General features: G+C 57.3%; 21 protein-coding genes. 5 read left to right on the plus strand and 16 right to left on the minus strand.

Going from position 1 to position 19,586, the window contains the following annotated elements; all coding sequences use genetic code 11:
• A partial coding sequence (locus DHN55_RS12620; protein ID WP_337660252.1) for a DUF5801 repeats-in-toxin domain-containing protein occupies positions 1–2,352 on the plus strand: 2,352 nt, incomplete at its 5' end.
• 22 nt (positions 2,353–2,374) lie between these two features.
• Positions 2,375–2,746: a hypothetical protein gene (locus tag DHN55_RS12625; protein ID WP_108881863.1), complete on the plus strand. Its 372-nt coding sequence runs from the start codon at positions 2,375–2,377 to the stop codon at positions 2,744–2,746.
• Positions 2,747–2,752: 6 nt separating this feature from the next.
• Here the strand turns inward: DHN55_RS12625 and DHN55_RS12630 are convergent, their stop codons facing one another.
• The 11 genes from DHN55_RS12630 to DHN55_RS12680 all read right to left on the minus strand — a co-directional run bounded on the left by DHN55_RS12630 (position 2,753) and on the right by DHN55_RS12680 (position 12,610).
• On the minus strand, positions 2,753–3,589 hold the full coding sequence (locus DHN55_RS12630) for a transglutaminase-like cysteine peptidase (protein WP_108881864.1): 837 nt from the start codon (positions 3,587–3,589) through the stop codon (positions 2,753–2,755).
• A 109-nt stretch (positions 3,590–3,698) separates the two neighbouring features.
• Positions 3,699–5,030 carry an HlyD family type I secretion periplasmic adaptor subunit gene (locus tag DHN55_RS12635; protein ID WP_108881865.1) on the minus strand — a complete coding sequence of 444 codons (1,332 nt, stop codon included), beginning with the start codon at positions 5,028–5,030 and terminating at the stop codon, positions 3,699–3,701.
• A gap of 96 nt (positions 5,031–5,126) precedes the next feature.
• On the minus strand, positions 5,127–5,789 hold the full coding sequence (locus DHN55_RS12640; protein WP_108881866.1) for a c-type cytochrome: 663 nt from the start codon (positions 5,787–5,789) through the stop codon (positions 5,127–5,129).
• The gene (soxC, locus tag DHN55_RS12645) at positions 5,773–7,047 is read right to left on the minus strand and encodes a sulfite dehydrogenase (RefSeq protein ID WP_337660253.1); all 1,275 of its coding nucleotides are present in this window, start codon (positions 7,045–7,047) and stop codon (positions 5,773–5,775) included. The genes DHN55_RS12640 and soxC overlap by 17 nt, the downstream gene beginning before the upstream one ends.
• Positions 7,048–7,113: 66 nt before the next feature.
• Positions 7,114–8,811 (minus strand): thiosulfohydrolase SoxB, encoded by a 1,698-nt coding sequence (gene soxB, locus DHN55_RS12650; protein ID WP_108881867.1) that lies wholly within the window; start codon positions 8,809–8,811, stop codon positions 7,114–7,116.
• Positions 8,812–8,933: 122 nt separating this feature from the next.
• On the minus strand, positions 8,934–9,788 hold the full coding sequence (gene soxA / locus DHN55_RS12655; protein ID WP_108881868.1) for a sulfur oxidation c-type cytochrome SoxA: 855 nt from the start codon (positions 9,786–9,788) through the stop codon (positions 8,934–8,936).
• A 74-nt stretch (positions 9,789–9,862) separates the two neighbouring features.
• Positions 9,863–10,189 (minus strand): thiosulfate oxidation carrier complex protein SoxZ, encoded by a 327-nt coding sequence (gene soxZ / locus DHN55_RS12660; protein WP_108881869.1) that lies wholly within the window; start codon positions 10,187–10,189, stop codon positions 9,863–9,865.
• Between the two features lie 23 nt (positions 10,190–10,212).
• Positions 10,213–10,668, minus strand: a complete 456-nt coding sequence (gene soxY, locus DHN55_RS12665; protein ID WP_108881870.1) for a thiosulfate oxidation carrier protein SoxY — start codon at positions 10,666–10,668, stop codon at positions 10,213–10,215.
• An 11-nt stretch (positions 10,669–10,679) separates the two neighbouring features.
• A complete protein-coding gene (gene soxX, locus DHN55_RS12670) occupies positions 10,680–11,147 on the minus strand; it encodes a sulfur oxidation c-type cytochrome SoxX (protein WP_108881871.1) in 468 nt (155 codons plus the stop codon).
• 131 nt (positions 11,148–11,278) lie between these two features.
• A complete protein-coding gene (locus DHN55_RS12675; protein WP_108881872.1) occupies positions 11,279–11,860 on the minus strand; it encodes a thioredoxin fold domain-containing protein in 582 nt (193 codons plus the stop codon).
• A 12-nt stretch (positions 11,861–11,872) separates the two neighbouring features.
• Positions 11,873–12,610 (minus strand): cytochrome c biogenesis protein CcdA, encoded by a 738-nt coding sequence (locus DHN55_RS12680; RefSeq protein ID WP_108881873.1) that lies wholly within the window; start codon positions 12,608–12,610, stop codon positions 11,873–11,875.
• A 68-nt stretch (positions 12,611–12,678) separates the two neighbouring features.
• On the opposite strand from DHN55_RS12680, the gene DHN55_RS12685 reads away from it, so the two are divergent.
• The 3 genes from DHN55_RS12685 to DHN55_RS12695 all read left to right on the plus strand — a co-directional run bounded on the left by DHN55_RS12685 (position 12,679) and on the right by DHN55_RS12695 (position 14,670).
• Complete coding sequence (locus DHN55_RS12685) at positions 12,679–13,107, plus strand: transcriptional regulator (RefSeq protein ID WP_108881874.1); 429 nt, start codon at positions 12,679–12,681, stop codon at positions 13,105–13,107.
• Between the two features lie 18 nt (positions 13,108–13,125).
• On the plus strand, positions 13,126–13,464 hold the full coding sequence (locus tag DHN55_RS12690; protein ID WP_108881875.1) for a metalloregulator ArsR/SmtB family transcription factor: 339 nt from the start codon (positions 13,126–13,128) through the stop codon (positions 13,462–13,464).
• Between the two features lie 108 nt (positions 13,465–13,572).
• Complete coding sequence (locus DHN55_RS12695) at positions 13,573–14,670, plus strand: YeeE/YedE thiosulfate transporter family protein (protein WP_108881876.1); 1,098 nt, start codon at positions 13,573–13,575, stop codon at positions 14,668–14,670.
• Positions 14,671–14,693: 23 nt separating this feature from the next.
• On the opposite strand, the gene DHN55_RS12700 is transcribed toward DHN55_RS12695, so the two are convergent.
• From DHN55_RS12700 to DHN55_RS12720, 5 genes are all read right to left on the minus strand, one after another.
• Positions 14,694–15,803: a YeeE/YedE thiosulfate transporter family protein gene (locus DHN55_RS12700; protein ID WP_108881877.1), complete on the minus strand. Its 1,110-nt coding sequence runs from the start codon at positions 15,801–15,803 to the stop codon at positions 14,694–14,696.
• 103 nt (positions 15,804–15,906) lie between these two features.
• On the minus strand, positions 15,907–16,866 hold the full coding sequence (locus tag DHN55_RS12705; RefSeq protein ID WP_337660254.1) for an MBL fold metallo-hydrolase: 960 nt from the start codon (positions 16,864–16,866) through the stop codon (positions 15,907–15,909).
• 16 nt (positions 16,867–16,882) lie between these two features.
• Positions 16,883–17,797: an MBL fold metallo-hydrolase gene (locus tag DHN55_RS12710; protein WP_108881878.1), complete on the minus strand. Its 915-nt coding sequence runs from the start codon at positions 17,795–17,797 to the stop codon at positions 16,883–16,885.
• Between the two features lie 103 nt (positions 17,798–17,900).
• On the minus strand, positions 17,901–18,386 hold the full coding sequence (locus tag DHN55_RS12715) for a flavodoxin family protein (RefSeq protein WP_337660255.1): 486 nt from the start codon (positions 18,384–18,386) through the stop codon (positions 17,901–17,903).
• A 47-nt stretch (positions 18,387–18,433) separates the two neighbouring features.
• The gene (locus tag DHN55_RS12720; RefSeq protein WP_108881880.1) at positions 18,434–19,528 is read right to left on the minus strand and encodes an Acg family FMN-binding oxidoreductase; all 1,095 of its coding nucleotides are present in this window, start codon (positions 19,526–19,528) and stop codon (positions 18,434–18,436) included.
• Between the last annotated feature and the right edge of the window lie 58 nt (positions 19,529–19,586).

Raw genomic sequence — 19,586 nt, forward strand, 5'->3', positions numbered from 1 at the left:
TCAGGAGGAACATTCGACGGACAGGCAGCCTTTGCCCTGTCAGTCGATCCAGACACCGGCTTTGTCACCGTCGAGCAGTATCTGTCTCTCGACCATCCAACACAGCATGACGGATCCAATACCGGACAAAGCTATGATGAAGCGCTTGACCTGTCAGGCAGCGATCTCGCCGTAACCGTCACTGTAACAGATGGCGATGGCGACACCGCAATCTCCGATGCTGTGCCCGTCGGCGCACAGATCACATTCGATGATGACGGACCCTCGGCGAACGTGACTGTAAACACCACTATCATTGCGGTTGATGAGTCCAAGGAAATCGATGATGGCTTGGTCAATCTAGCCGATCCTGATGACGAAGTTGGCGAAACCGATCCGTTCGGCTATGGCAACCTCATTGGATACAGTAGCATTGCGGCGGCGTTGATTATATCTACTTTGCCAGCCGCTGGTGCGGATGGTCTGGCATCTGATCTTCTCAGCCTCACAGATTCCAGCGGCGGCTCCTATAGCGGACAGGTTTCCGCCCTGGACCATGTTGAAACCGGCAATGACATACTGCTGTTTACCGAAGCCGGGGTAATTGTCGGCCGCGATGCGGTGACGAATGAAGCTGTCTTTGCAATCGGGTTCGACGCCGGCGGCACCAACCTGGTCCTGGCCCAGTATTCGGGCATCGTGCACAGCGATACCGGCAACACCGACGAAGCGGCGTCACTAAGCGACGCGATCTTTGTCACGTCCACTGTCACCGACAATGACGGTGACGTCAGCACGGACACTTCCAGCTCCGCAATCGATATCAGATTCGAAGATGATGGACCGGAAATCGGCAATTTCACCGATGCCATAATTCCCAATGAAGTCGGGATGGTAAACGGTTTCTTCGATGCCGATTTCGGCACAGACGGATTCAACGCCGCCAACACGTTCGACATTACCGGCCCTACGCTGCCGGGTATCAGCTATACCGAGACTGACCTGGGCGGCGGTGTCACCCGACTTCTCGCTGAATCATCAGATGGAACAGACGTCTTCGCGCTGACGGTCAGGGCGGACGGAACTTATGAATTCGAACTGATAACCCCGGATGCCGGATCGGACTCACAGGTCAATGTTTCAGGCATTGCTGCAGGCAACTACAGCTTCGTGGAAACCCCAGACGGTACGACAGAATTCCATCAGGTAGGAGGAAGCGGGACAGTCAACGTTTCCGGTGGCGGTTTTGGCATCGCCAACAACTTCCTCGGCCTCGGAGAGGATGTTGAACTGGAGTTCTATGAATCCGGAAGCGTGGGGGACAATGACCCCGGCGGCGTCTTGCTAGGCGGCCCGCTGAACCCTGACAATCGATATATCAGTGCGTTTCAGATTACCGGCGACCAGCAGGGTGGCAGCTCGCTCACCTTGCAGTGGACTGCATTCAATGACGAAACCGGACAAACTGAAACCGGAACCGTACCGCTGACAACAGCTGCCCCGGTTGTTGATATCGATCCGACAATCGAGTTCAACCGCCTGCTTCTCGAAGGTGTCGCGCCAAGTTCGGGCCAGGGCTACCGTTTCGAGAACCTGGTTACTACCGAATCGGTGCTACCGCAGAACCTGGACCTTGAATTCTCGGTTATCGGACGCGATGGTGATGGCGATGTCACCGGCGCCAGCACCATCAATGTGTTCATCGACGCTGACACACCCACATTCACCCTGACTGGCACCGCCGCCGATGAAGTCCTTGCCGGCAGCAGCGTGGTGGACGCATTCAATGGCGGCGGTGGTTTCGACATAGTTGACTACAGCGATGACACCGCCGGGGTCACTGCTACTGTGAATGCCGGACCGGGAGTTGGCGGCGACGCCGCTGGAGACACCTATACGGATATAGACGGTTTCATTGGCGGCTCAGGAAACGACAATCTGACCGGTGACACCGGTGACAACTATCTGGCCGGCGGAGCAGGTACCGATACACTCATCGGCGACGACGGCGAAGATATTCTGGCCGGCGGTCTGGGCGTTGATACGCTGACGGGTGGCAGCGACGCGGATACATTCGTGCTCGATTTGTCGGCCCTCAGTGATGCAGATGTCATCACCGACTATCTCATCGCTGACGACACAGTTGATCTGACCGAGTTGTTCACGGCGGATATTGGCGGTGGCAACCCTGCCACTGACCAGCTGAGTGACTTTGTGAACATCGTGCAGAACGGCGCCGGCGTGGCGGATGACCTGCAGATTGATAGCGATGGTGGCGGTGACAATTTTGTAACGGTCGCCACACTGGATGCGGACGGTGGAGTAAATATACTGTATGATGACGACGGAACAGACACATCCGGTACGGTCTAAGGCTATGCATGGGAGGGACAGAATGCGGATTATCAAGGTGCTGAGTACAGTTGCTGCTTTGTCAGCGCTGGCGGTTTCCCAGGTTCAGGCAGCCGATCTGTCGACGGCCGCAGGCCTTGCACAATGCGTTGGCGATTACCGCTCGGGTCTGCTCGACCTGCCGCGTCCGGATGTCGACGATGCAGTGAACGGCATGTACCAGCGTGCACTGGATGTGTCACAGCGCGAGACAACGATCGCCAGTACGTCAACGGTGTTCACCTGGTCCAATGAAGCCAAAGTCGCCTGTGCGAAAGCCATCGGGTTCCTGAAATCAGATGACGTGAACGGCTACCAGATCAGCCAGTGCGATTGCTTTTACGGCCGCATGCAGATGGCAATTGACCGAAGGTAACATCCGCTAATAGTGAACGTCTGACAACTCTGAACCAGCGCCTGTGCTCCCGGACCGCGGCGGTTTTCCCTTGGACAAATGAACCGCGATACCAGGGTGCAGACTGGCCAAGCGAACCCGCGAGGCAATTTGCTGCTGCGGCGCTGGTTTTGCTGCGAGGCGCGATGAGACAGAGACACGTTTTACCGCCAGGTTCAACCATGCCCGGGACCTGTTGATCGAGTAAAGCGGCTGGTATCGCGAAACCGTCAGATGATCGCGTACCTGCATCGACTGATTATCCAGAATCATGGTTGTGTCAGCCAGCCTGACCGACAACACGGCGTGGCCAAGACCGCTGACCACGTCACGAACCACAACCACCTTCATATCCTTGTCACTGATGCCGAGTTGCGACAGGATGAAATACTTGGCAATCACGTAGTCTTCGCAATCACCCCGCGCACCCATGACTTCGCTGGGCCCAGCCCAGTATTCGTTGCGGCCGAACACCTTCCGGTCACTGGTGTAGCGAATGTGGCGGTTGACGTACCGGTTCACCTGATCCAGCAGGTTGCCATCAACCGGCTTGTGCTTTGACTGACCGATAATGGCCGACAGCAGCCGAACGGCCTTCCGGCACTGACGATTGTGTGCTGAACAGCTGCTCACAAGCGCAGTGTCCTTGCGCATCTTGCGAAGGGCCCTGAACCAGTGCTTTGAAGCCAGATTGATATTGGTGTCCAGTTCCAGGGAACCAAAAATCCCACCCGCGTTTACTTTTGCGGTGGCATCACTACGGTTGAGGTTCTTGGGGCTGCTGGCTGCAAACGCCGGCCCCGTCCCGCCGAGTATCAACGGCAACAGGACGATGCCTCCAGCGAGGTAGCGCAGAAACAGTCCCGGCGCGCGAAGCGTGCATTCCCGGCAATATCTTTCGTGTAAACAAGGGCTTGAAGAATTACGTCTATTTTTATCTTTCTCTGAGTGCCTCTGCCCAAGCTTTGTTGATTGGCTTGAGCAGGTATTGCAGGACACTCTTTTTCCCCGTTATCACGTCGACACTTGCGACCATGCCGGGGAAGATAGAGAGTTTGTTTTTCTCGCTATCTAATTTATTCGATAAAGTTTTAACAGTGACTGTGTAGTAAACTTCGCGCGTCGCCTCATCAATCGCCGAGTCGGCCGATATCTGTTCCACCGTTCCGTCGAGGCCGCCAAAAATTGAGAAATCATAGGCCGTAATCTTGACCAGGGCCTTCTGGCCGGGGTGAATGAAGGCAATGTCGCTCGGCCTGATTCTGGCCTCGACCAGCAGGCTTTCTTCCTGCGGCACAATTTCCACCAGCACTTGTCCGGCGCTGACGACACCACCAATGGTGTTGACATTCAACTTGTTTACAATCCCGGGTACCGGCGCTCTGATCTCGGTTCTTTCAACCTTGTCACTCGCTCCCGTGAGAGACTGATTGACTATGGCGAGTTCGGCAATTTTGTCGCTCATCTCGCTACGCGATTTCTGTTGCATGGTCAGCATCTGATCCTGCTGCAGCGCCTCGGCTTCCCGAATAGCCGCTTCAAGGCGCGGCCGTGATTGCTCTGCACCTTGCAATTGACCGCCAATGTCGGCGATCTCACGTTGCAGCCTGATAAGGTCCGTCTTGGGAACAACGCCTGAACGCGCCAGCGGCGCTTTCAGCTTCTCTTCCTGCCGTGCCAGTTCCAGCGTTTCGGTCAGGCGTTTGACATTGACCTCAACTTCCCGCAATTCCTGCTGGCGCTGCTTGACCCGTTCGCGAAGTACGGCGACCTGTCCGTCGAGGCTGCGGCGTCGAGCATTGAACAACTCCTCCTCGGCGGCAACGGTGCGCGGGCTGGCCTTCACCATCTCAATCGGAAACTTGATGCCATTGGAAAACTCGCCGGCAGATTCCAGCTGCAGGCGATATATTTGCGCTTCGAGGCTTGCTTTCTTCGCCTGCAACTCGCCAAGGTTGGAGGCAAAGCCGGTATCGTCAATCCTGAGCAGCAGGTCGCCTTTCTGAACGATTGCTCCCTCGCGCATCATGATCTCTTCAACAATGCCGCCCTCAAGGCTCTGAACAACCTGGTTCTTGCCGGTCGGCACTACCCGCCCGTCACCACGCGCAACTTCGTCGAGCTGCGCCCAATATGCCCAGCCAAGAAACGCAGCAAACAACATGAGAATAGCAACCAGGAACAGAGTTGTCCTTCGCGGTGGGCCCTGATGGAGCGCCGCCTCATACTCCCTGGCAAACTCCAGGTCTTCTTCGTGATATCTCATGTGTTCCCAGTATCATCGTCCAACCGTGGCGGATCCGGGCAGACTAGCGCAAAATTCACGCGGGCGCAGCTATAAGAACAGAAGATTTTCGCAGCTTCAATCCAGTGAGCCGGATTGTTTGTTGGCTTCGTCAGGCGTCACGTCCAGAACCCGTGCGGTGCCGGTGATCTTTACATCATCGGATTTGCAGTCTGTCATGCACGGCTCAGCTCCCTTGGCAACCACCGGTGTATCGGGGCGTGCATCTGCTACGAAATTGGCTTCGTTTGGCAGCCGTGTCTTGACGAAATTCTGTTTCGACAGTTCAAAATCCTCATCCACCACATCATTGAGATTCAACAGGTAGGCTGTGATGGCATAGACTTCGTCGGGTTCCAGCGACTGCGCCTCGCCAAACGGCATGGCGCGGTTGACATAATCGAACACAGTCGACAGGTACGGCCAGTAGGAACCGATTGTCTTGACCGGCCTTTCACTCTTCAGGCTGTCCTGCCCACCGGCCAGGACCGGCCAGCGGTCAATTCCCTCGCCGAAATCACCATGGCAGGAGGCGCACTTTTCGGCATATATCTCTTCGCCCTGAGCCACGGTTCCCTTGCCTTCCGGCAGGCCTTTGCCGTCAGGACGTATATCGATGTCCCAGGCTGAGACTTCCGCGTCAGTTGCTTCCCGTCCGAGATCGAACTTGCCTGCCAATGCCGGCGTGGAAACCGCACACACAGTCAATGCAACCAGTGTTGATTTAAGATACTTCGACATTTTCAACCTCGCCATTGGCTTTCACATGCCAGGTCTGAATACCGTTGTTGTGGTAGATGGAATTGGTCCCGCGCTCGGCCCGCAGCTGATTTTTTGTCGGCTGGACGTAGCCGGTTGAATCCATGGCCCGTGACTGCATCAGCAATGGCGATCCGTCCCAGTCGAAATCGAGGTAAAAGCGATGCATTGACTTGTCGAGGCTCGGCCCGTCGATGCGCGCCGGCATCCAGTTGCGACCGCCGTCGATGGAAACATCCACCCGGTCGATGGTGCCGCGCCCGGACCAAGCGACGCCAGTGATTACGGTCTGGCCCTTCTTGTGCAACAGCGGAGCTTGCGGACTGGGATTTGTGATCACGGATTTCGCGTCCATCTCCCAGGTGAAACGCCGCGCCTTGCCGTTCTCCAGAAGGTCGGTGTATTTCGAGGTTTCCTCGCGGTGGTGCCAGGGCTCGTCGCCGACTTCCAGGCGACGCAACCACTTGACCCACATATTGCCTTCCCAGCCCGGCACGACCAGGCGAAGCGGATACCCCTGCTCCGGGCGCAACGCTTCGCCGTTCATCTTGAAGGCGACAAGACAATCCTGCATGGCCTTGTCCAGCGGAATGGAGCGCGTCATGGCAGATGCATCAGCGCCTTCCGGCATGATCCACTTTCCGTTGGTTTTCACGCCTGCCTCTTCCAGAAGCAGTTTCAGCGGCACGCCGGTATACATCACATTGTGAATCATGCCGTGGGTGAACTGGCAGCCATTGAGCTGGGCGCCACGCCATTCCATGCCGGAATTGGCGGCGCATTCGAGAAAATACACCCGGTTTTCCCGCGGGAACCGCATGATGTCAGCCATGGTGAAGACAATCTGCTTGTCGACGAGGCCGTTGATCATCAACCGGTGTTCGGCAGGGTCAACCTCGGCTATGCCTGCATGATGGCGCTCAAAGCACAGACCGTTGGGAGTGATGATGCCATCCAGGTCATGCAGCGGCGTGAAATTGACCGATGAGATCGGGTCCGCGGTGAGCCAGGCAACATTGCGGCGCACAACCGATTTTTCAAATTCGGACGGATGACCATAGGGACGTGCATCAACGCCATCGCCAAGGTACTGGTTCCAGTCTTTCTTCTCCAGAATGGCGGCCTCGCCGTCACCGGCACGGGCCTTGCCGGCGATGGCAGCGCCACCAAGGGCAAGCCCTGCCCCCAGGAAACGGCGGCGGCTGGTTGTCGTTTTCGGATACCCTGAATCATCAGACATGAGCGTCACTCCTCGTGCTGATTCACATTATACATTCATTTATATGAATATAAAAGCCCAAAGGCATTACATATTCACCTTCACTGTCGGCTGGTCGGGCAATGACACCACCTGTTTGGAGGTGATGTGTTTCTCCATCAGGTCATAGATGGCAGGGCCCTCGACGTTTTCGTTGACCGATGCCCAGCCGCCGACGACATATTTCTTGTCTGCCTCCAGCGGTTCTCCTGTGGACATCAGGCGCATGTCGGAGATGCGCCCGCCCATACCTTCATTGGGCGAGCAGGTGTAACTCATGCCGCCAACCCGGACCATGTCGCCGCCCTGCTGGAAGAACGGGTCCTTGTTGAACAGGTTGTCGCAGACATCCTCGAGAATTTCCTTCATCTGCGTACCGGTGAACTCAAGCCGGTACACGGACGGGTAACTCATGGAGGTTTCGGTGTAGAGATCATCGATGGTGATGTCCTGGCCCGGCAACAGAGTGGTACCCCACCTGAAGCCCGGCGACAGGGCAATCTGCGTGTCGCGCTGTTCGATGATGCCCTGGCAGATCAGGTCATCCCAGGTGCCGTTGAAATTGCCGCGCCGGTACAGAAGACCCTCGGTCTTGCCGATGACCCGGTTCAATTCGACCTCGTGCGGTTTGCGCACTTCGTCGATCTTGGCAGCCATCTCGGCATCGGGGGTAACGACGTCGGAAAACACCGGGATCAGGTTGGACGAATGTCCAACCACCTTGCCGTCTCTGACCTCAAGATCAATCCGGCCGAGATACTTGCCGTGCGAACCCGACGACAGCAGCAGCGTACTGCCGATTTCAATGGCCTGCGGGATGGCATCGTGGGTATGGCCTGTCACAATGACATCAATTCCGCTGACCACGCCTGCCAGCTTGCGATCAACATCAAACCCGTCATGGGACAGCAGCACCACGACCTCGGCACCGTCAGCACGGGCCTTGTCGACATTTTCCTGAAGCGTATCGGGCCTGATGCCAAATGACCATTTCGGGAACATCCAGCGCGGGTTGGCGATCGGCGTATAGGGCATGGCCTGACCGATGACGGCCACCTTCACGCCGCCCTTTTCAAACATGGCGGTGCTTTCAAACACCGGCTCATCCCACTCATTGTCAAAGATGTTGGAGGCCAGGAAAGCGTAGCCCATGTCGTCGATGATTTCCTTGACCCGGTCCTCACCGAAAGTGAATTCCCAATGCCCGACCATGGCATCGGGCTTGAGCAGCTTCATGCAGTCGACCATGTCCTGGCCGTTCGACTTCAGCGATGTGTATGAGCCCTGCCAGGTGTCGCCACCGTCCAGAAACAGCACCTTGTCGTCACCGCGCTCCGCGCGGATTGCCTTGACCAGGGTTGCTGTCCGGTCCAGCCCGCCAAGACGGCCATAGGCGCGGGCCAGTTCTTCATAATCGACCATGGTATGGGCGTAGGCGAGCGGCGAGCCCTTCTCGATGCCGAAGTGCGTGAGGAACGCCTCACCGACCAGATGCGGAGGAATGCCGGCGTAATCCCCGATACCGATATTGGTGTCCGGCGGGCGAAAATAGACCGGCTTCAACTGGGCATGCACATCGGTGAAATGCAGCAGGGTGATCTGACCCTTGGAGTCGAATTTCAACAGGTCATCCTGCGTCAGTTTCTGCTGCGCCAGCGCGCGGGTAACGTTTGCACCATACCCCGCAACACCAAGTGCGGCACCAGCGTTGACGGTGTACTGCAGAAAATCACGTCTGGTAAACATGGCCACAAACCTCGGTAAAGTTCAGTTTTTTCGGCGTTTTCCCGGGCCAAATCCGGCACTTGGGTAAAAAAAGGGTGGGCATCTAATGAAAAATGCCCACCGCAAGCGTTGTCATATGACGATCAGTTGCGCACGGCAGGCGTTTCCACCGACAGTCCTGCACCGCGAGATGCCAGGTAAAGTTCAAGCGCAATGAACTCGTCCGAACCGCGTTTGTAAGGTGTTGCGCGGATATTCTTCATGCAACCGGAGAAGCGGCGGTGAATGGAGCCCAAGCCACCCCACTTCAGGCGGTAGGTCGGGAATCCGTTGATCTGGCCCTGGCTGAGATGATCAGCGCGGATCATCTTGCCGTAGTTGTCTTCATGGCAATTGGCACATGACATGTCGAGCTGGCCAACACGGGTGTAGTAGAGTTTCTTGCCCTTGTCGGTCCACGACTGCATTGGCCCGTCGGTTTTGACATTCACCGACATGCCGCGTGACTGCAGGCCGATATAGGCGGTCATGGCGAGCATGTTGGGTGCTTCCCACTTCCAGGCTTCGGCTTTCATGTTGTCGGTCCGGCAGGCATTGATCTGGGTTTCCAGAGTGTGCGGCTTGCCAAGCTTCTCGTTCCACTTCGGCATGGACGCACGAACACCTTTCATGGTCTCCGACGCATCATTGTGGCATGTGGCGCAGGACTTGCCCGCCTCACCCTCAACAGTGCTCCAAAGAGTCTCGCCCTGCTCTACTGCCGGAAAGGCCGGGTTTTCAAAATCGTCCATTTCAAAGGCCTGGGTTTCCGGCGAGCGGAAACGCCAGCCGGAATAGACCCGGCTCAGGGGGCTGCCTTTCGGAGCCTCCACGTCAGTGACCAGTTGCTGTCCTTCGATCACCAGCGTGTTGTTGTCCGGCTCGGCAATCGCCGTGCCTGCCGCGAAAACAGATGCCGCCGTCAGCAGTCCGGCCCATTTGAGTGTTGTCGAGTTCATTTTGTTTCCTCCCGAAGTTCTAAGTTTTCATGTAACCGGCCGGCAGCCGTTGAACCGGCTGCCGGCGATGCATGTCACTTGACCTCGATTTTTTTGCTTGTTTCGTAGACAGAGCCGTCATCGTCCACCCAGGTGAACTTGAACTCGCCTGATTCCGGCACCTTGGCCGTAAACTCGAGATACGGATTGGCCGAGATGGCCGGATCGATGTCACACCCGAACACCTTGGTTCCGTTGAACTCGCAGGTGAACTTGTTGATAATCTTGCGCGGGATGACCTTGCCGGCCTTGTCCTTGCGCTGACCGGATTCCATCTTGTGGCTGATCAGCGTCTTGATGGTGATCACCTCGCCGGCTTTGGCCGACTTGGGCACCTTCACGCGTGGTTTTGCTTTTGCCATTTTCGTTTGTCCTCTTGGGTATCCTAGCCGCCACAGCCGCCGATTGTGACCTTGACCAGCCTGGTATCAGAATAAACCGACCCGTCCTTCATCTTTGCAACGGCGACAACATTCTGTGTCTTCGCCAAACGCATGCGGGTCGTGGCAGATGCCTCGCCGCTCATCTCGGTAAAGTGGAACGTCGCCACTTCCGGATTCGGGTTGCCTTCGGCCAGGATGATCACCGATTCCACCATGTCATCACCGGACATGGCGCTTTCGACCGAAACGGAAATCGGAACCGTGTTGCCGTTCTCGGCAATTTCGGGCGCTTTCAGCGTAATCTTGCCGGATGCAGGCTCCTTGCCTCCAGCAAATTCCATGACCCGCTTCTTGGTGTCTTCTGCTGCAGCACTGGCCGGATTGACCCTGACGCCTGCCACGGCCAGCACAGCCGCGCCGGCAGTCAGGCCCAGTACCTGTCTCCTGTCTAGCTTCATAGAAATAACTCCTATTCTTTCAGCGTTGTGAGATAAGCCACAACGTCTTCAACCTGTTGGGCCGACAAAATGGTCTTGTCGGCAAACTTCTTATTGATCCGGGCGCCAAGCTCGAGGCTGTAGAAACCCGGCATGAGGGTTTCGTCTGTAAGGACTTTTTTGGAATTGATGACGATCGCACGAAGCTCAGCTTCCGAGTAACGGTCTGCAACGCCATCAAGCGGCGGGCCAACCTCGCCATGGAATGAATGTTCTTTTTGCTCGGCATTGACATGACAGGCCAGGCAATTGCCCTGCTTGCGATTTGAAAACACCGCCCGTCCCTTTGCCACATCTCCCGCGGCACCGGTCAGTGATGCCTGCACGCCGTCGTCCGTAAACTTGACGTCCATCGGTGCCACATCGCCAGCGCTAGCCGGGGCAATTGCCGCTCCAGCCAGAAACACGCCAGCCAAACCCAGTTTCAGCATGGTCCTCATCAGTTTCCTCCAGTACCCTTTTATTATTGGACGCCAGCCTAGTTCACGATTCCGTGGATATCAAGACAAATTCATATTTTTGAATGAATATGCCAACTGTCCGTAAACGTGACTTCGGCCGACAATTAATATCAATCAGTGTTTTTCTCACCGGCCTCGCGCCGCTCGACAATCCTGCGTGCGTGGTAGCGCTGAAACCCCTCGTCTGTTTCATAGCCCTTTTTATGCACCCACTGGAACATGTCGAGAAAAGTTCCTTTCCGGAAAGCGCCGGGCATGACCGCGACCGTGGATGCGCCAACATCCTTTTTGCCGTTGGTTTCCTCAGGCATGAAGAAGATGGTCGGGGTAAAGGTTACCCGCCATTTCCGCGCCGCGGTTTTTTCGGTCAGCGTCTCACCGTCAAGATCAGTGACCTCCTCATCGCCATACAAGTTGTACTGCACCACCATGTAGTTGGCCTTGATGAAGTCACGAACTTCCGGGTCCGTCAGCACCTGCTCGTGAACCTGCCGGCAATAGATGCAGCCACGTTGCTCGAATATCAGCGCAAGGCGCTTTCCCTCCGCCTTGGCGGTGGCCATGTCTTCCTGGATGTCGCGAAATGTGGTGGCGAACCAGGCTTGCTTGTGCAGGCCGTCATCTCCCACTTCAGATGCCAGCGCACCGGTAATCCCGGCAAGCAGAACAGTAACCGCAAGAAATATTCGCATTTCAGTTTCTCCTTATCCAACTGCGCCCAGACCCGGAAACAGCTCCAGCATATAGTAAGCTATGGCGGACATGCCGCCTGTGATGAACAGGACACCGGTCAGCACCAGCAGGCCACCCGTCAGTTTTTCAATCATGCCCATGCGATGGCGATGGCGCTTCATCAGGGCCATGAAGGGCCGGAAGAAGACTGCCGCAAGAATGAACGGAATACCAATACCCAGTGCATAGGCCAGCAGCAGGGAAGCGCCTTTCAACGCATCACCGGCCTGCGCCGCCACAAACAGGATGGCGGCGAGAACCGGACCCACGCATGGCGTCCAGCCAAATGCAAATGCCAGCCCCACCACATAGGCGCCCAGCAACCCGACCGCCCTGGCCGGTCCCTGCATCCTGATATCACGGTACAGAAAGGGTATCCGGAAGACGCCCATGAAATGCAGGCCCAGTATGATGATGATGACACCGGCAACCTTGGCCAGGATATCCAGGTGATCGGTCACAAAGCTGCCGATGAACGAGGCACTTGCCCCGAGCGCTACAAATACGGTTGCAAAACCGGCAACGAAGGCGATCGCCGCCATCACCACCGAACGCCAGGCGTCGGCCGGCATGTCTTCATCGCTCATTTCATTGATAGATGTCCCGGCGAGAAAGCACAGATAGGGCGGCACGAGCGGCAATACGCAAGGCGAAGCGAAGGACAGGAACCCTGCCACCAACGCCGCTGCATAGCTGATTTCCAGGTCCACTAACCACTCCCGCAGAACTCACAAGAAGTTCATATTCAAATTTTGTAATTTGTTGTAAGGTGTCACGCATGAAAGCTCTTCGCAACAGATTCTTCGGCGTGCTGACGGCACTGGCTGCAAGCGTCGCCGTTCTCGCATTGGCTCCGGCAGGCGCCAAAGCTGCGCAGCTCATCATGCTGGAACAGGACGGCTGTCACTGGTGCGAGGTGTGGAATGAGGAGATCGGCATCGCCTATCCGAAAACGGATGAAGGCAAGCTGGCCCCGCTGCGCCGGGTGGATATCCACTCCCCGCTGCCGGCAGACCTGGAAGGCCTGAAAAAAGCCAACTACACCCCCACTTTCGTGGTCTGGCACAATGGTCGCGAGGTTGACCGCTTGCGCGGCTATCCGGGCGGGCACTTCTTCTGGCCGATGCTGCAGCAGATGCTGGCGAAAATTGACAAGGCAGAAACCGGCACGGCGGAAACACCCGGCACTGCCGAACCCAAATCATAAGGAAACAGGGAATTCACCATGGCGAATGCCCAACTGAAATTCGAACACTCGCTCGACGACATGATGTCGAGTGCCAAGGATGCCACGGACTTTCTGAAAGCCCTGGCGCATGAGGGCCGGCTGGCCATTTTATGCCGGCTGTCACAAGGCGAATGCACGGTTACGGAACTGGAGCAATTGCTGTCTGCGCGGCAAGCCGCCGTCTCGCAGCAACTGGCGCGGCTACGGCTTGAAGGACTGGTCAATGCGCGCCGCGACGGCAAGACCATCTACTATACGATCGGCGACGAGCGCGTGAAGCAGATGATTACCGTGCTGTACGACATGTTCTGCGCCGAAGATGACAACAACGGCTAAAGCTGTATCCTGAACCTCTGCCGGCAAAAACGACACGCAATCCGGCTGCAAGACAGACAATATCGAAGAAGGCAGGAAAACCTGCCCCGACCCAGGGAGAAACGACCGATGATCGAGTTGTCTCCAGGCACGATTGCCGCCATAGGCGGCCTGGCCGGAGGTATGGCGCTGGGCTTCGCTGCCCGCTGGGGCAGGTTCTGCACGCTCGGGGCGATCGAGGACGCCTGCCTGGGCGGAAGCCGTGGCCGCCTGTCGGCCTGGGGCCTGGCAATTGCCGTGGCGATAGTGGGCACCTACGCACTGGATCAATCGGGCATCATCGACATTGCCGGCAGTTTTTACCTGATTTCGCCGACAACGCTGCTGGCAACCGCTTTCGGCTCATTCCTGTTCGGCCTCGGCATGTCGCTGGTCGGCACCTGCGGCTACGGAACCCTGGCCCGCGTCGGCGGCGGAGACCTGAAATCCGTCGTGACCTTTCTGGTGCTGGGCATCACGGCTTATGCCACTATGAACGGACTTTCCGCCTATTTGCGGGTCTACCTGTTTGACGTGCCCACGCAACTCGAGCAGCCCGCGGGCATCGCCCACACTGCCGCCACCCACATTGGCGGCACTGTGCACATCTGGGCTTACCTGTTTGCCGCCGCCATTGCTGCAGCCGCCCTAACCAGCCGCGACCTGAGAGCCTCGCCGCGCTTCATGATGGCCGGCCTTATCGTCGGTGCCGCCATTGTCGCCGGGTGGTTCGTCACCGGCTACATGGCCAACGATCCGTTTGACCCGCACCGACTGGAATCATTCACCTTCACCGGCCCGCCGGGGGATACGTTAGTCTATGTCATGACGGCAACCGGGGCATCGCTGCAATTCGGTATCGGTGCCGTAACCGGTGTAATACTCGGGGCCACCCTTACAACCCTGGTGCAACGGCATTTTCGCTGGGAAGCATGTGACGATGCCCGTGAAATGCGCCGGCAGATCCTTGGTGGCGCGCTGATGGGCTTTGGCGGGGTAACCGCCGTTGGCTGCACCGTCGGACAAGGTCTGTCGGCTGCTTCACTGCTGGCCTTCACCGCACCTGTGGCCCTTGCGGCCATGTTCTGTGGAGCCTGGCTCGGCCTGCAGATACTGGTCTACGGATCGGTGCGCGAGGTCCTGCAGGACACGGTCAACTGGCTGATGCGAAAACAGCCGGACGTTTGATCTGCGGCCGGTTCCGGCAAGGTTCACTCAGCAGCTTGAAAGCCCGATGCAACAACGTCTTCAGTGCGCGAAGCCCGCAACCGCATCATGCCGTAACCGCCTGCGGCAATCGCCAGTACTGCAATAACCGAAGACAGCGATGCCGTGCTGATGCCTGACAGACCCTGACCTATGGAACAGCCCAGTGCCGTGACGCCGCCGAAACCCATCAGCAACCCGCCCGCCAGATACCGGGCCAGAGAATTTTCCGCCGTGAAACCTGTGAGGCTGAAACGGCGGCCCGCCAGGGCGCTGACAAGCGCACCTGCCAGCACGCCGCCCAGCAGGGCGACGGAGAAGCGGATGGTGTCACCGGTAAAGATCATCAGATACTGGATGGTCTCACCAGCAGGTGCCACGAAGCTGAGGGAGGCAAGCTGCGTGGGATCGAAATCATCGGCGCCAACAATGCCGGTCACGGCCCAGCCTGCGACAACTACCAGACCGACCAAGGCTCCGGTCACCACACCTTTCAGGCCCGACTTGCGGACCAGTAAAGCCAGCAAGACAACCAGCACGACCGCGATACCTGCAGCTACTGACAAAGACGATACGGCACCGGTTTCATATACCTGCGCCGGTGCTGCCTCCAGCGACCAGGCGCTTTCCAGCCAGATACGCGGATATGAAAGAATACCCCGCAAAGTGGCATATCCGGCGATACCGGTGACCAGCAGGGTAACGATGGAGCGGCCATTGCCCGATGCCGCCAGCACCAGCAGCCTGGACACACAACCACCGGCCAGCACCATGCCGGCACCAAACAGAAGGCCACCGGCGACCAGCGCGACAGGACGGATCGGCACCGACCAGTAAATCGACTGGGCAAGATCAATGTTCTGAGAAACGAACAACGCCTGCGTCCCAACCAATGCCACAAGCACGGCAGCAAGATATTGCTTTGAACGCGGATGGCTGTTGGCCGCCGCTTTTGATCGCTCACTGCCAGGCGCCCATTCCGCAAGTGCGGCTCGCGCGCAATATCTGCTGAATTCAGCGATTATGCCAAACAACACACCAATGGCAAAGGCACCCCACACCACCAGTGTGGCTGTGCCGTATTCTTCACGTAAAAGGTCTAGCTGCTCAATCATCGGACCACTCCTGAGACTATCGCCGTGCTAACACATGCATATATTCAGAAGTGTTCTTTATATCAAACGATGTGTTCGTTCAAGCCCTCAAGCGATGGTTGCGCTATTCGAACTCCATCTGCTGAAACACCCGGCCCGCATTGCGCGTGGCAAGTTCATCGAACGTATGCAGGTGTTTGTACGGCGACTGGTCCACGTAAAAAGCTTTGTCCAGCCCGCCGCCTGCATCAATGTGGTCTTTGATCTTGCCGCGCAGGTAGATCAGATAGTCACGGGTATAGCGGCGAACCTGGGCCATGTTGGTCGGGTGGCCATGGCCCGGAATAACATAGACAGCGCCGAGTTTTTCGAATTCATTTTCCCAGGTTTCCAGCCAGGCCGCCGTGTCGGTGTCGTCGAAGATCGGCAACAGCCTCTCGTGGAACGCCATGTCACCGGCAATCACCAGTTTTTCCTCAGGCAGCCACACCTGGGTGTCGCCGGCACTGTGGGCGGGGCCAAGATGCAAAACCTCGACCTTCATCGACCCCATCGACACATCCTTCTTGTCAGAGAAGGTTTCGTCGGGTTCCTTCACACAGGTCTTGTCCGCGCGATCCTTCAACCGCTGCTTGGCGGCTTCCAGTATCTGGTGACCGTTTGTCGTGAATTCCTCCGCCGCATCTTCATGAGCCAGTATCTTGACCCCCTGCCCGGCCCAGTAGCAGTTACCAAGTGCTGCGTGGCCCTGGCCGTTTTCATCAATGACCAGCTTGACCGGCTGGTCGGTCACAGTCTTGATCTCGGTGTGCAGGGCTTCTGCAAGCCCGTAGCTGCCGCCGCCATTGATGACGATCACGCCATCACCCGTCACCAGAAAACTCAGATTGTTGTTGTGTCCGGCATTGTCATAACCGGGAGGCGCGGTTGCCCCGATTGACGTCCAGACATTCGGCATCACCTCCACCGGTTTCGAATACAGCAGGGATGCGGGATACTGATCCGGAATATTCTGGTCAGCGTGCGCCGTGAGCGGAAACAGGCACAAGGCAAGCATGGCAATGGTTTTTCGGATGACATTCATGGTCAGGTATTCTCCGTTACGATGCGACATAAGCAAAGGCAGAGCCTTTGCGTTCGACATAGCCGGTGCCGGGATGCGGCAGGTGATAACCGATGATCTGCATTTTCTCCGCAGCCATCCGATCCAGCAGCATCTTGCGCGCCTTGACGCCCTGCGCCGCGTCGCTGTCTGTGCCCATCTGCCAATCCGGATTTGAGAACGAGTATAACGGGTTGGTGATGACATCGCCGATGACCATCACGCTGTCGCTGCCCTGCTGGATATGAAAGGATGTGTGCCCCGGTGTATGGCCTGCCGTATCGACCGCTGCGATGCCGGGCAGAACTTCCTCACCCGCCTTGAATTTGGAGCACTTGTCTTCAATGGCCGCCATATTGCGCCGCGCACCAACAGCAAACGACTGCCTGTTTTCAGGCACCTTGTTGACGGTTTCCGGGTTGAACCAGTAATCCCATTCCGGTGCCGACATCAGGTACTCGGCATTGCCGAACGCCAGTTCGTCGAAGTCGTCCAGCACGCCCCAGATATGGTCGGGATGGGCATGGGTGAACACAACATGGGTCACGTCATCCGCCGCGATACCTGCAGTCTCCAGCGCCTCGCCCAGCTTGCCGGCACTTGGCATGAAGTTCGGCCCGGACCCGACATCAAACAGCACCGTCCGGTCGCCATCCCGGTACAGCGTCAGATTGAGCGATGAGCGAACCACATCCTTGGGAAGGTTGTTGGCCGCCAGGAAAGTTGCCCGTTCAGCTTCCGGAACACGTCCCAGTATCATGCCGGTCGGCAGCTCAAGATGACCGTCGCTGACAATATCGACGGTCCCCTGGCCAACCGGGAATGAGGCTTTCGAAAACACCGGCGTGTGCAACGCAGGCAGTGCCACACCGGCGGCAAAGGTTGTGGCCAGGAACTCTCGACGATCAAGCATGATTCAGACTCCAAACATATAAATTTATGAATATGTTATCCGCCCTTGATGGCAATTGCTAGGGCATCATGCTGAAATTGTCAGATAACGGGATAGCCGCAGTTCACTGACCTGTCCGGCTTTCCAGTTCACTGGCAAAACCATCTATATCATCAGTGAACTTTCCCGCCGAGACCTGAGCGCTGCTGAACGTCAGACTTGCTTCAACCGGCACCGGCAGCATCGCCGCGAGTTCATCGATACAGGTTTGTGGCGGCGAATGGCCACCGTGGGTCAGGAAAACCGCGACCCGCGCGGGAAGGTCAGGCTTGCGGGCAAGCAATGCCCTGACCGGCAATGCGGGATGACTTGTCCACACCGGTGTCCCGATCAGCACCAGGTCATATTGTTCAGCGGCAAATTCCGCCATCTCGATTTCAGGCAGGTTGCCTCGGACACTGTCATAACCTGCCTGCAGGTACCGCAGCAGACCGCCTGTGTATCTGTCGCAGCCGATTTCGCGCTTGTCAGCGTCCAGCCGGTTGGCCAATGCACTGGCAATAGTGGCCGTGGTCCCGGTGCGGGAGTAGTAGATAATCAATGTACGCAACTTGATGGTTCCTTTGTTTGAACAAAGTGGCGAACAACCGTTTGCCGCTAGACAATCACCTCATCAACCGGCCGTCGAAGTGACCTGGGCATCGCAGGCGCATAGCCATAGCGGACCACAAGGTCTGCCCGCTTGCCTGCAATACCCAGTAACTGCGCGAACTCAGCCCGGACAGCAGGCACGTCGACAAGCTGGTTGACAAAAGCATGCCTGATGCCAAGCGCCGTCGCCTGCAGCGCAAAACGCTGGTAACAGCGCCCTGACTGTACCCAGTGAGCCTTGTCATCTTTCTCGGTCACGAAAACTGCTAGGCCTGAAGACGACCTGACCTGCTTGGCCAGCTTGTCGTTTTCGGAGTCCGCCGAGAACAGCAGATCAAACATGATGCGCCCCAGAAATGGCGGCAGTGATGGATTGCCGGTGCACGCACTGTACAACCCGTCCCGGGTTTCGGCCGCCTGTGAGCCATTGAAGCGAAGCCAGTGTTTCAGTTCCTCAGCAAATTTCGCATCATTGACCTGAACGGTATTTGCTGTGATGGCCAGCGCCAGCAACTGCTCAATCCTGTCCCGGTCAGGAATGATGATCAGCCTGCACCCTTGCATTCCGGCTGCCTTTTCCAGTTGCCTGATGTCGTCTTGCCCGACCTGCCGGCCATCATATTCGGAGCGCGTGCACTGCCGCTCCACGATGGCATCGAACAACTCATCGCGGCCTGTGTTTCCGGCAGCCAGGTTTACTTCGACCGACCCGTTTCCATCCGGGTTGAAGGCAACCGACGTGCTCCTGCCGGCAGCCATGGCTGCAAGCGACAGGTTCTCAGCCGCACACCCGAGGCTGGCATAGAGATGATGGTTGTCAGGGTCCGCAGCAGGCGTTGCGCGTTTCATGTCCGGTCGGATGATCACGGTCTCCCCGGCTTGCGAGAACAGCCAGGGCTGGGTGTTGTGACTGTTGGCGGCCAGGGTCGCGTAGTGAACGAGATAGTTGAACTCACCGGCCTGCGACGGGGAAATTGCGCTCCAGGTTTCCAGCACTGCGTCCCGGTAGGCCGGACCGGCCCTGGTCAGCATATGGTATGCGGCACCGGCCGTAACCGCCGCCGCGCCGGTACCAATGACAACGTTTCTGCGTGTAACCATCAGATGCCACCTTTTGCCGGTTCTGATGATGTCAGTTTACCGCGATGTCACAGACATG

This window comes from Anderseniella sp. Alg231-50 (assembly GCF_900149695.1).
In the GTDB taxonomy this organism is placed as follows: domain Bacteria; phylum Pseudomonadota; class Alphaproteobacteria; order Rhizobiales; family Aestuariivirgaceae; genus Anderseniella.